Annotated in this window: 8 protein-coding genes; 3 read left to right on the top strand and 5 right to left on the bottom strand. The window is 62.5% G+C overall.

The annotated features are described in order from the left end of the window. Positions 1-11 precede the first annotated feature (11 nt). Together VHE12_10090 and VHE12_10085 are read left to right on the top strand one after the other, a co-directional pair. A complete protein-coding gene (locus VHE12_10090) occupies positions 12-863 on the top strand; it encodes a polysaccharide deacetylase family protein (protein ID HVZ81124.1) in 852 nt (283 codons plus the stop codon). A 61-nt stretch (positions 864-924) separates the two neighbouring features. Beyond that, a complete protein-coding gene (locus VHE12_10085; GenBank protein HVZ81123.1) occupies positions 925-2505 on the top strand; it encodes a CIA30 family protein in 1581 nt (526 codons plus the stop codon). Between the two features lie 69 nt (positions 2506-2574). On the opposite strand, the gene VHE12_10080 is transcribed toward VHE12_10085, so the two are convergent. From VHE12_10080 to VHE12_10070, 3 genes are all read right to left on the bottom strand, one after another. After that, entirely contained in the window at positions 2575-4506 is a 1932-nt protein-coding gene (locus tag VHE12_10080) for a CIA30 family protein (protein ID HVZ81122.1), read from the bottom strand. Positions 4507-4726: 220 nt separating this feature from the next. Next, a complete protein-coding gene (locus tag VHE12_10075) occupies positions 4727-7750 on the bottom strand; it encodes a beta-galactosidase (GenBank protein ID HVZ81121.1) in 3024 nt (1007 codons plus the stop codon). A gap of 118 nt (positions 7751-7868) precedes the next feature. Continuing rightward, entirely contained in the window at positions 7869-9158 is a 1290-nt protein-coding gene (locus VHE12_10070; GenBank protein ID HVZ81120.1) for a sugar ABC transporter substrate-binding protein, read from the bottom strand. Positions 9159-9323: 165 nt separating this feature from the next. Between VHE12_10070 and VHE12_10065 the strand changes: the two genes are divergently transcribed. Beyond that, entirely contained in the window at positions 9324-9644 is a 321-nt protein-coding gene (locus VHE12_10065; GenBank protein HVZ81119.1) for a hypothetical protein, read from the top strand. An 8-nt stretch (positions 9645-9652) separates the two neighbouring features. Here the strand turns inward: VHE12_10065 and VHE12_10060 are convergent, their stop codons facing one another. Continuing rightward, positions 9653-11395: an IgGFc-binding protein gene (locus VHE12_10060; protein HVZ81118.1), complete on the bottom strand. Its 1743-nt coding sequence runs from the start codon at positions 11393-11395 to the stop codon at positions 9653-9655. A gap of 275 nt (positions 11396-11670) precedes the next feature. Continuing rightward, on the bottom strand, positions 11671-12603 hold a 933-nt coding region (locus VHE12_10055), incomplete at its 5' end, for a cellulose binding domain-containing protein (GenBank protein ID HVZ81117.1).

Here is a 12603-nt window from a genome sequence, read left to right as displayed (position 1 = left end):
CCACGAAATCCATGGACTCCCTATCCCTTAAAATCCTCCCCTGGAACGGTCATAAAGCCGCTTTATCCCTGACATTCGATGACGGGGTTCCCGCCCATTGGGAGATCGCCGCGCCCGCGTTGGAACGCCGGGGGCTTCGCGGGACCTTTTTCGTCGTGGCGGGACGATCCCAGGACCAGCAAGGCTGGAAGCGGCTCGTCGAAGGCGGCCATGAGGTCGCCAACCACTCCATCTCCCATAAAAGGACCAAGGACCTGGGTCCCGGCGAGGATGTCCGGCAGGTCGCCGAAGCGAAAGCGGCCCTGGAAAGGATCCTGAAGGTCCCCATCCATACCTTCGCCTATCCCTTCACCGAAACGACCCCCGGGTTGAAAGAGGCGGCCCAGGCCCACCACTTCCTCTCGCGCGGCGGCCAAGGTCGCTATTATTGGGCGCCCCAAGAGGACCCCGATTGGTCCGAGGTCCCAAGCCAGGTCGCCATGAGCAGCTTCCCCTTATCGACCTACGAGAAATGGGTCCAAGAAACCTACCGCCAGGAAAGTTGGACCATTTTCCAACTGCATGGCATCGAGGGTGGCGGCGAAGGCTGGCAACCCATGCCCCGCGCCGTCTTCGATGGACTGCTGGACCTCATCGCCTCCCAAAAGGACAAGATCTGGGTCGCCCCTTTCGCCGAGGTGGGGGCCTACTGGAAAGCGCAGAAGATCATCGAAAAAGCGCTGGCGGACGCGTTCCCCGGCCGACCCATCGCTTGGAAAAGACCCGACCCTTTTCCTGCCGGCGTCATCCTGAAGGCTCTCTGGAAAGGAAGCCCTCTTTCGGTCCCGTTCGACACAGGAGCCCTCCCCCTAGGCCTGCTTTGACACTATTTCCTCTTACTTCGTCTAAAATATGCCGCCGGATCATCGAACCGAAAGGTCTTTCATGAAAACCGCCTGTCTCTTGGCCGCCATCCTGGCCCTATCCCCCTTGGCCTTATCGGCCAAGGAGGTCCCTTTCGAGGTCCTTCCCTGGAACGGCTATAAAGCCGCCCTTTCCCTCACCTACGATGACGCCGATCCCATCCACCTGGATGTCGCCATCCCCGAGATGAACAAACGGGGTTTGAGGGGCACCTTCTTCCTCATCGCCGGCAAGATGGGCCGGGACGAGGAGTGGAAGAAGGCCTTCCAGTCCGGCCAGGAGATCGGCAACCACAGCTGGAGCCACCGGCATATCGCCGACTTCAAACCCGGGGACGAGAAGACCGAGGTGGAACAGGCCAAGGACAAGCTGGAGAAACTGACCGGCTCCCCCGTCCTCACCTTCGCCTATCCCTTCGTGGAGATCTCCCCCGAACTCAAGAAAAGCGTGGCCGCCCATGACTTCCTGGCCCGGGGCGGGGGCGGGGCCGCCTACCTGACCCCCGACCAGGACCCGGACTGGTTCAACATCCCCAGCCAAGCCACCATGACCGCCTACGCCTATGGGACCTATAAGGATTGGGTGGACCAGGACCTGGCCGGGGGCGCCTGGACGGTGCTCATGATCCACGCCATCGAGGGTTCGACCTGGTACCAACCCATCCCCAAGAGGAGCTACCTCGACTTGCTGGATTATTTGGCCCAGAACTCGAAACAGCTCTGGGTGGCCCCCTTCGGCGAGGTCGGCGCCTATTGGCGCGGCCAAAAGACCCTGGAAGCCGCCATTCCCTCCCGCCCCACGGACCAACTCCATTTGACCTGGAACAACCCCGATCATTTCCCCCAGGGGGTCCAAGTGAAGGTCCTGGCCCAGGGGGACAAGCTCCAGGTTTCCCAGAAGGGAAAGGTCCTGACCCCCATCGCAAAAGACACCTACCTGGTCTCCATGGACGCCGGGGAATTGACGCTCAAGAACGTGGCCTGGCACGGACCGACCCTGGCCGCCGCTGCGGGTGTCCACCAGGAAAAGGCCGCCGTCATCGATACCTCTTCCGTGGCCAAGGCCCCGGCCATGGACGTCCTGAAGGTGGATGATTTCGAATCGGGCGCTTCGGCCCTGGGCGGCATGTGGTGGGAAGGCTGCGACGGGAACGGCGTGACCAAGCTCTCCCCGGTGCCTTTCACGGCCTTGCCCGGCGGTTCGCCTACTTCCAGCGGCCATTGCGCGGGGATGAAGGGGCACATGGGGCCCATGCAGGCGCCCTGGCCCTGGGCCCTCTTGTCATTGTCCCTGGACCCTGCCGGTAAACCCATGGACCTCTCGGCCTACAGCGCGGTCCGGTTCTTCACCCAGGGGGACGGCAAGGCCCATTCCCTGTCCCTGAACAAGGCCTCGGTCACCGACTATTGCGATTTCCAGGGGAATTTCACGTCGCCCGCCGCCTGGACCCGGGTCACCCTGAAGTTCCAGGACCTCACCCAGCCGAATTGGGGCAAACAACTGGAGAAGACGTTCAACGACGTCACCAAATTGACCTTCACGCCCGGCAGCGCCGATCCCGACTTTGACTTCAAGGTCGATGATGTGGAATTCGTGAAATAGCCTGAAAATAAAAAGGGATCCACCGATCAAGGTGGATCCCTTTCGGTAAAAAGCCGCTGACGCCCCGGCTTAGTTCTCCGGCGGGGGCGGGATGTAGTTGTCCGCGCCCGGTTTGGGGACCGGCCGTTCGGCCAACTTCACGTGGAAGGGTCCGGCGGGCAGGCCATTGGACCCGACCAGGTTGCAGTCCGGGTTGTCCGCCCAGGCATAGCGCAGGTCATAGGGCTCGGGAACGTCCTCGCTCCAGACCAGCACCCCGTTCCCCTGGATCTTGGCCTTGGCCCAGTGATAGCGGCCGTCCTGGTCGCCCAGGGCGAAGCCCGTCACTTCCCCGCCGTCGCGGGTCTTCAATCCCTTGCCGGCGAAGGTCACCAATACCTTCCCGCCCGACCGTTTCGCCTTCATGAATTGCGGGCCCGAGGCCTCGATCTTCTTTCCATAGACGTTCTTGAGGGCCCAGAGCGCGGCCCGGCGGCCGACCTCGGTCTTGTTCTTGGGGTGGATATTCTCCGCTTCGCCCAGTTCAATGGTGGTCACCAACCCGACCGCGGGCACCTTTTGGGAGACCTCCCATTGGGCTTCCCGCAGGTCGGCCCAGCCGCTCTCCACCGGCGCCGCCTGGCGGGCCATGAAATTCGGGAGCTGGATGATGATGAAGGGGAATCTTTCGCCCCAGGCCTTGCGCCACCCGGAGATGAGGCCCGAGAGCAGCTGGGCGTACTGCCCCGCCCGGCCGGCGTTGGATTCGCCCTGGTACCAGACCACGCCCTTGATGGGAAAACCCGTCAGGGGATCGATCATCGCGTTATAGGCGACCGAAGGCAGGTCCGGCCAATAGGGGACCTGGATGGAGAAGTTCAGGGTGGTAATGCTTTCCGGCGTGAAGGCTTTCGGCGATCCCCAGCCTCCTTGCTTCAGGTCCGCGATCTCCACATGGACCTTCTGGGGGCTGTCCCCGGCCGTGAAGGTTTGGGTCATGGCGTAATAGTCATAATCGCCGATGCTGGGTTGTCCCAGGGTCAGTTTATAGGAACCCGTTCCCTTGACCTGGAACTCGATGGCTTGGTAGCCGCTCAGGTCGATGGTCGGCGAACCCAGGTTGGTGCTCACGCTCCCCCAGCCGCCGCCCATCATTTTCCCGTGGAACCGCATGGCCGGGCCCGTTTCCACATCGCCCGTACAGCCCGGTTTGACCGACGCGGACCAGGTGCCCTTCCCATCCTGGGGGGAAACGGGGACCTGGATCTCCTTCCCCGACTTGTCCTTGGGGATCAACCGGATGTCCGACACCGACAGGTCGTAGGGGAACCCCTCGGTCCAGGCGGTCCTTTGGACCTGGTTGGCCTCCCAATCCTTGGCGAGCTTGGCCAATTCCGGGTCCGCGTCCAGGTCCGCCCGGGGCGTCCAATCCTCGGCTCCGGTCCCGCCCCAACTCGCCGCCACCAACCCGACGGGGACCTTCAAGGCCTCATGGAGTTCCTTCCCGAAATGATAGGCCACCGCCGAGAAATCCCCGACCGTTCCCGGGGAACAGACCTGCCAGGAGCCTTTGACGTCGCTCACGGGGGTGAAGGAGGCCGTCTTTTCAACGGTGAAAAGCCGGATCTTGGGGAAGTCGGCCTTGGGGATCTCGGTGGAAGCGTCGCTGGAGGCCTTGGTGGCGAATTCCATATTGGATTGGCCCGACCCCATCCATACATCGCCCACCAGGACATCGGTGAGGGTCACCGACTCGTCGGAGGTCACGACCAGGGCATAGGGCCCGCCGGCCTGGCCCAAGGCCAGGGGGACCCTGAACTTCCCCTCGGCGTCCGCCTTTCCGGCGGCCTTCTTGCCGGCGATGGAGACCGTGACCTTCTGGCCCGGGTCGGCCCAGCCGAATACGGCCGACTTGCCCCGCTGGAGCACCATGTGGTCGCCGAAGATGGCGGGGAGCTTGAGCTTCGCCTCCGCCGCCGAGGCGGCGAGGATCACGGCCAGGAACAGGAATAGCTTTTTCATGAAAACCTCCGAAGGATTAACGGCACGACCATGAGCCACCGATGAAGGGGATGAACACCGATGGGACCTAAAACCGAAAACCTAAAAACTAAAGGATTTTTCCGCCTTTTTTTGTCCACGACCCAAAGCTCCGTGCTTTTCATCCTTATCGGAGTTCATCCCCTTCATCGGTGGCAAATTAGGTTTTGCTTCTCTGTGCTCTCTGTGGTTCGATCCGGCGTTAGAAGTCCGGGCCCTCGTATCCCAACAGCTTTTTCCCCTTCGCGTCGAACACCGCCAGGGCCGCCCGGCCCGCGGGTATATCCAACACGGCCTTGAACCCGAACTTCAAGTCCCTCACCTGGATCCGGTGGTCCCGGGAGCTCTCATTGAAGGCGATATAAAGGGCCGCTTTCGAGAACCTTTTGGGGAGCACGGTCACCTCGAACTCAGGGGCGCCTTTCAGTTCGCAATAGGGTTTGACCTTGCAGAAGGTTGCCAGGGCTCGGTAGAACTCCGCCACGCTCGCCCGCTGGTCGTTGGCTTCCACCGGGAGGGGCGAATAATAGAGGGCCGTCCCGTTCTTCTTAAGGACCTGCAGTTGGGCGGGCCGGGACGCGTCCTTGTCCACAACACCGGTCTTGTGGCTGCCATAGTTCAGGGGGATCGTCCCCCCTTTCATCCCCAGGGATTCCTCCGGCAGGACCTCGACCCGTTCCTCCTGGATGCCCAGACTGGAGAAACCCTCCGTCGCCCGGCCCCAGCCGTCCTGGGCCAAAGGCCCCGAGACCCAAAGGGTCCGGCCCTTGGCGGCCTTGACCCAACCTTGGGCGGCCACGCCGCCGAGGCGTTTGACCGATGGAAAGAGCAGGACCTTCTCCCCCGTCACCCGCTCATGCTCATGCTCGGCCAGGGTGAGGAAGGGCAGGCGCAGGGCCGCCAGGACCCGGTGCGACATCCGCTGGGCGGCCTGGGCATGGGACTTGGGCGAGAGGAGCCCGGTCAGGGACTCCACCACCGCGAGGGACGCTTCCTCCGGTTCTTCCTGCAGATAGGGGGCGGCCTTTTGGAAGAACTCCCCGAAGGCCTGCATCACCATGGCCTCGGGCCGCGCGGTCCGGTCGGCGCGCCAGGCGCCGATCTGCACCTCGTTGCGGTCGCTCATATATTGGTTGATGTTCCAGCACCATTGGATGAACCCGGCGCCTCCCATGAAGCTGGCGGCCAGCTTGCGCTCGAAGAGACGGGCGGCTTCCTCTTCGCTGCGGCGTTTCATCCGGTCCAGGTTGTCCGAGAACATGATCCCCGTCTCCTGGGATAGGAAGGGCTTGCCCTTGACCCGGGCGGCGGTGACGCCGGTCACGATGTCCTCGATCTCCCACCAGGTATGGTTGCAGGTGTAATCCAAGGGGCCGTGGAAGAGATGGTTGTTGGGACGCAGCGAGGAAACGCCGCCCTCGTCCTGTCCCACGCAGAAAAGCTGTCCGGTGGCTTCCTTCAATACCGCCACGTGGCCCGCCACCCAGTCGGCGAAGACCTGCTGGGCGAACCGGTTGAAGTCATAGGCCTTGGGCGAACGGGCCAGCTTGGCCCCCGGGGCCCAGGGTTCGGCGAAGTCCTTCTCTTCGGGCAGGGTGACCTGTTCCCAGGAGCAGAGCTCCTCGGGGGTCATGTTCCAGCGCACCCGCAGGGTCTCCAGGTCCCCGTGCTTCTTCTTCAGGTATTCGGTGAAAGCTCGCTCCTCCAATTTCCCGGGGAGCGGGCGCGTCTTCCAAAGGAGGGCCGGATTGGTGGTCGAGGGCTCGTTGATGAAATCCCAATGGACCGAGGGGATCCCCGCGTAACGGCGGATGAAGGAAAGCATGTATTCCCGCTGCAGGGCGATGGCCCGGGGGTCCAGGTAGGGGTGTTCGGAGGGGAAGGTGTCCGGGATGAAGGAGAAGAAATTGAAGGCGACCGCCAGCCCATGCTTGATCGAGGTCAAGAGGAAGGCGTCCAGGGAGCCAAGCACGTCCTCCCGGGTGTTGCCCGCGTCCAGGGTCGCCTGGCGGTGGGCGGCCCAGATGCCGGTACGGATCATGTTGATGCCCGAGGCCGCCATCTCGGCCATGTCCGCGTCCCAGACCGCCGGGTTGGGCAGGGTGATGAACTTGCGGGACACGTCCCCGGCCATGTAGGTGGTGCCCACGACCGGCAGGGTCTTCCCGTCCTTGAGGAACCGGGTGCCCTGGACCGTGATGGCCGGAGCGGTCTTGACCAGGTCCTCATCCCAACCCCAGAACCCCTGGACTAGGCTGTGCGAATAGCGGCCGTTGACCGAGACCTTGGCCTCGATACGGTAAAGGCCTGCTTCCACCGTGATGGGCAACGGGATCGTCCGATAGAAGGATGCTTTCTTGACCTGCGCCTTCAAGGTCTCCGCATGGACCTTTCCACCCTGGTCGAAGACCGTAAAGTCCACCTGGACCGAACGGTCATGGAGCGCGTGGCCCCGGACCCAGAGGTTCAGGGTCGGCTGGGCGCCCGGCTGGTAACAGGCCAGGCCGGGCCGGAGGGTCGTTTGGAAAGCGCCGCCCTTGGCGGCCAAGGCCAGGCGGGTGACCAGTTGGGAAAGGGCGTCGGTCCAACGGGGCAGGTTGGCCGGCAGGAAGGCCCAGCGGCCCCCGGCGAAAGGGCCCTGGTAGCGGTCCAGGAGCAGGGCCGGGGTCGAGACCCGGCGGCCTTTTTCGTCGATCCCCCAGATCAGGGGCTTCAATTCCCCGTCCATGGGTCCCGTGGAGCCGGTCCGGTCCTCCTCATCCACGGTGGTGAACCGAGGCATGAGCGAATGGGTCTCCAAGGGGGGCAGGTTCAGTGCCTGGAGGGACTCTTCACCCGGAGCCGCCTGGTATTTCTTCACCCGGGAAACGGGAACGCTGTTCAGCTGTTCGATGAAGAGGCTCTGGTAATAGGCCGTCTGGGCCGGTTCGGCCACCCAGCCCTTCCCGTCCCGGCGCACCGGGTTCTCCAGGGGCCTGCCGCCCAGGGCCAGCAGGTTCCCGCCCTTTTCCAGGTAACGAAAGATCCCCTCCCAGGCGTCCTTGGGGAAAGCGGAACCATAGGGCAGGACCAAAAGTTCGGTCTTGGCCGGGTCCAGGGACTGGAGACCCGCGATCCCCGCAAGGGTCACTGGGCCGGCGGAGGCCAGGGCCTTCTTGAGGAGGGCCGGCGGCAAGGGCGCCGTGCCCAAGGTCGGAAAGTCGGTTTCGTTGAAAAGAAGGATCACACCAACACCCCTCTAACCACAGAGATCACAGAGAGCACAGAGAAACTCCGGCATCCTCAAGCCTCACAACCATTGTTCGATGCCGTTCTCCGTGAACTCCGTGCCCTCCGTGGTTCGATCATTTCTTGTAGAACTTCCTGTTGATGCTGGCCGTCAATTCGGAAAGAACCCGGGCCGCCGTCTCCTTCCCGCTCCAGACCTTGTCCAGCGCCGGGACCGCCCAGCTGTTGTACCACTCGTTGATGTTCGGATCGACCGGCTGGAAGGTGCCGTCCTTCACCGCGTCCACCAGGAATCCCTTGGACTTGGGCGGCTTGCCGTCCAAGAAGACCGGCGACTTGGCCAGGGTCTTCAAGGCGGGCTGGGTCAGGCCGGTGGCGGCCATGTAACGCTGTCCCACCTCCCCGGCCAGGTACTTCACCAGTTCATAGGCCAGGTCGGCGTTCTTCGTCCCCTTCACGATGCCGTATCCGGCCGCGCTCAAGGGGAACCCCCGGTGACCGTGGGGCCCCTTGGGGAATTCCACCACGTCCCAGTCGAAATCCTTGATCTCGCGGAACTGGGGGGTGCGCCAGATGCCGGAAAAGAACATGGCGGCGGTCTTGTTCACGAACATGTCCGAGGAACCCATGGCCCCCATGGCCGTCAGGTTGGAAGGACTGGGACTGACATGGTATTTGGTCATGAGATCGCCGCGGAATTGGACCCCGGCCGCGGCCCGGGGGCTGTCCAACGTACAGCGGGTCGGGTGGTCCAGGTCGTCCACCAGGCTTCCCCCAAAGGCATAGACCCAGGCGTCCCAGGCGGTCCACTCGTCCACGAACCCGAAACGCTTGATGTTCCCCTGGTCGTCCTTCAAGGTCAGCTTCTGGGCGTCGGCGAGGAACTGTTGATAGTCCCAATCGTTCTTCGGGTAGGGCAGGCCCGCCTCGTCGAAGGCCTTCTTGTTGTAGTAGATGCAGGCCACCGGCGCGATATCGCGGGGCAGGGCCGTAAGGGCCCCCCGGTAGGTGTAATGGCGGATGGCCTCGGGATAGAAATCCTTCATCTGGATCGAAGGGTCCTTGTCCACGTAGGGTCCCAGGTCCAGCAAGGCCCCCCGGGAAGCGAAGGCCACCATCTGTTCGGCGTTGACCGCCATGACATCCGGGGCCGAACCGGCCGAGAAGAGGGTCAGCACCTTCGTGATGTATTCCCCGTAGGGGGCCCGCTCGAAGCGGACCTCCACGCCGGGATGGGCCTTCTGGAAATCGCCCACGATGGCCTGGAGGATCCTGGCTTCCTCCGTGTCCCCCCAGCCGGTGCAACGCAGGACCGTCTTGTTGGAATGGCCGCAACCGCCGGCCAGGGAAAGAAGGAAAAAGGAACAAACCACCGCCAAAAACTTCGATCCACGGTCGCGCAACATAGGGCCTCCTATCGTGAGAGGCCCTCAGTATAATCAATTAAAACGGTTTATTTTAGGGGTTTTAGCCCTTGTTCGAGCGGTTAAAGGAAGGCGCACCCCAGCAGGCCTTGCTTGGTCGTGCGCGGGGCCGATGGTAGATTAAGGCTTTTCAACCCAGGAGGGACCATGAGCGCGGAGAAATACATCAAGCTTCAGGGGAATTTCTATTTCGACCCGGTCCAGAAGACCATCATGAGGAAGCAGGGGGATCAATTCATCCTCGTCCTGCATGACCGCCGCCGGGTCAACCGCCCCGTGGTCAAGGACCGCCGCGCCAAGTTCGATGAGTTGCCGGTCCATCTCAAGCCCATCGCCAAGGGGCTCTTCTTCAATCCCGAGACCAAGGAAGTCTTCCGCAAGATCGGGAACAACTACGTCCTCTACTCCAAGGACCGCCGCAGCGGCCGTGGTGGAGGGCCCGCGGGCCAGGAGCGCCGCGGTTCCTAAGGACCCCCTCACCGCATCAGGATGATCCGGCGCTGTTTGGTCCCGAAGGGCTCGATCAGGTAGAAGATATAGACCCCGCTGGCGCAAGGGTCCCCGTATTTGTTCTTCCCGTCCCAGAGATAATCCTCCACCAAGGGCCCGGTCATTTCCTTGTTCGACAGCGTCTTGATGTGCTCCCCCGCCGAGTTGTAGATCCGCAATTCATAATGCCCCGGGAATTGGTTGGTCGCCACATGGATCGAGACCGGATCGGACGCACTCATGATGTTCTTGCTCACGTAAAAGTCATCCACGCGGGGCCCCAGGGTCGGGGTGACCGTCGGGGTGTTGGTGGGCGTGGGGGATTCGGTCGGCGTCGGCGTGTCCGTCGCGGTCGGGATGACCACGGTCAGGGTCCCCGTGGGGGTATTGGTCGGGGTGGCCTGGGTGCCCGTGGGGGTCGGGGTGAAGGTGGGCGGGTTGGCGATCAAGACCAGCGCGCCGGGATAGCCATACCCGTCGTATTGGTCGAAGCCATAGGAAGCCGCCCCGAAGGGCACCGGTCCCGAGACCCGGTTGGTCCCGGGGCTCACCGGCACCTGGGCGTTCGAGAACCCCGAAGAGCCGATGGGGCTGAAGCTCCCCGCCGGGATCGCGGAACCGTTCAGCGTGATGGAGCCCACCACCGAGGTCGGCACGGTCAAATTGATGTAATTGATCGAAAAATTGCTCTGGGGAGCGCCCACGATGTAGGAGGTGTCATATTCCCCCGTGGAGGGGACCGTGATCATGTAAGGATCCCCTGTCGAACCGTCCCAAGAGGAGCCGTTGGAGAACTGCATGACATTGATGGCCTGGTTCGCGGTGATCACCGTCGAAGCCGTCAATTCCTGGGAATAGGACTGGCCCGCGTTGAGCGTGGCGACCACCGTTCCATTGAAGGCCACTTGGGTCCCGTTGCTATAGGCCGTGACCTTGAAAAGATCCCCATTGGACCGGGTGGCCAGGGGCACGGTCACGAATTGGGTCCCCCAGTCGGCCACGGGCCAAGCCTCCTCCACCAGGTAATTGGCCGCCGTATAGAGCGTACTGGGGACATCGGCGGCTTCATTCCCTTGGAAGACCGCCACCGGCTTGTTGGAGTTGATGATGGTCCCGGTCAGGTCGTTCCCGACGGTCTGGTCCATCAACTCGTAAACATCCCCCCGATTGAGGGTCACCGTATAGGGCACCCCGGCGGAATGCCCCTGGGTGGTCACACTGGGCACGATGGTCAAAACGGTCCCATTGGAAGGCGCGGCCACGCTGAACTCCCCGCTATAGACCGTTCCATTGATGTCCTCGGTCGGGAAATTCTCGATCATATAATTGGACCCCAGGGCGCTCACCGGAAGGGCCAGGTAGGCGTCGGTGGCGTATTGCTGATAGCCGAACCCATAGACCGCCACGTTACCGTTCGCCGTCACGTGGATGCCCGATCCCGTGACCACATTGTCCGGGACCATGGGGCCCGCCGAAGCCGGAAGATCGATGACCGTCATTCCCCCCGCGGGGATGGTGAAGGACTGGGAAAAACCGGCCGAGGACATGGCCACGGTCCCTGAAACGGCGGTTTGGCTGGAGATATACAATTGGTAGGCTTGGGTAGAATTCCCCACCGTTTGGTGGGGAAAGGTGAGCCAAAAATCGGCCCCCTGGTTGCTCACGGTCGCGGCAAAGGCTCTTGTCAGGAACATCAGGAGGAACAGGATGCCAGACAGATAATGCTTCAAGCCGCAAGAACGATGGTCCATATTCGATCCAGATCAAGAAAGGAATTTTAGGATAGGGGCCCGGCCAAAGACCAGGTGAACACGGCCCAATTTTCCCACAAAACCGCTTCAAACTCCGGAAAAACCTTCCCCGGGACCGATGGGGAAAAAGGCCCTTAAAGCCCGCTTTTATCCATGGTCTCAATTTATGGGCAATTAAAGTTCGTTCGGGAATAGAAAAGCCGCCAGGATTTTCCTGGCGGCTTTCGGTGGATGCTTGGCTTGGTCCCTGGAACTTACCCCAAGATGAGGATCTTGGCGTAGGTGGTGGTGGTCTTCCCGTTGGACTCGATGGTCACTTTGAGCAGGTAAAGGCCGTTGGCCAGTCCCCCGCCCCTCAGGTCCTTCTCGTCCCAGTAGATCTGGTGGTCCCCCGTCGTCCCATAGGCCCCGCCGGTCAGCGTCTTCGTCCAGATCAGCCTTTGACCCAGCGTGTAAATGCTCAGCGTGATCTTGGCGTTGGCATCCGTCATCGTCGGATGGTCGCTGGTCAGGTCCGAGGCGCCGACCCCGTTCGAGGTCCCGCCCACCGTGAACTGAAGGGTCGTCCCATTGCCCGTGGAGGGGTTCGGGAAGGCCACCGCGTTGGAGGCCACCAGGGCCGCCGCCGTCGACGTCGGTTCCTGGCCCCAGACCAGGCCACCGCTCAGGTAACCCGTCACCTTGCCGTCATCCACATAGCTGGTGTTCGCCGCGAAGCTCCAGTCGTTCGACTGGCTCATGTTGCTCCAGTCGCTCTTGTTGAAGCGGCTCTGCACCTGGATGGCCTGGCCCGGCTGCAGGACCATGTTCCCCGTGAAGGTATAGAGCACATAGTGGGTCTGCCCGCCTTGGCTGGTGCCCACGACCGAGACGTGGGCATTGGTGGAGACCGTGCTGCCGGTGGGCATCAGGCCCGCCCAGTCCACCCAGGCCTGTTCGGTCTGGTTGGTGCAGTCACAGTTGTACCAGTAGCGCACCGTCACGTTGTTGAGGCTCAAGGGCCCGGTCCCCGTGTTGACGACCTGGATCTGGGGGTGCGGGCTATTGGTGGTGCCGGAGGTGACACCGCTCAGGAGCTGGACCTTGAAGTTCCCGGCGGGGACCGGCGTGTTGGTGAAGGTGGCCGTCGGCGGCACCGGGGTATTGGTGAAGGTGTTCGTCGGAGGCACCGGCGTGTTCGTCCGCGT

This window comes from bacterium, from assembly GCA_035549195.1.
Taxonomy (GTDB): Bacteria; Oederibacteriota; Muellerivitia; order Muellerivitales; family Muellerivitaceae; genus DASZRK01.
Note: the sequence above shows the minus strand (reverse complement) of the source record. Positions and strands in the feature narration are given on the sequence as shown.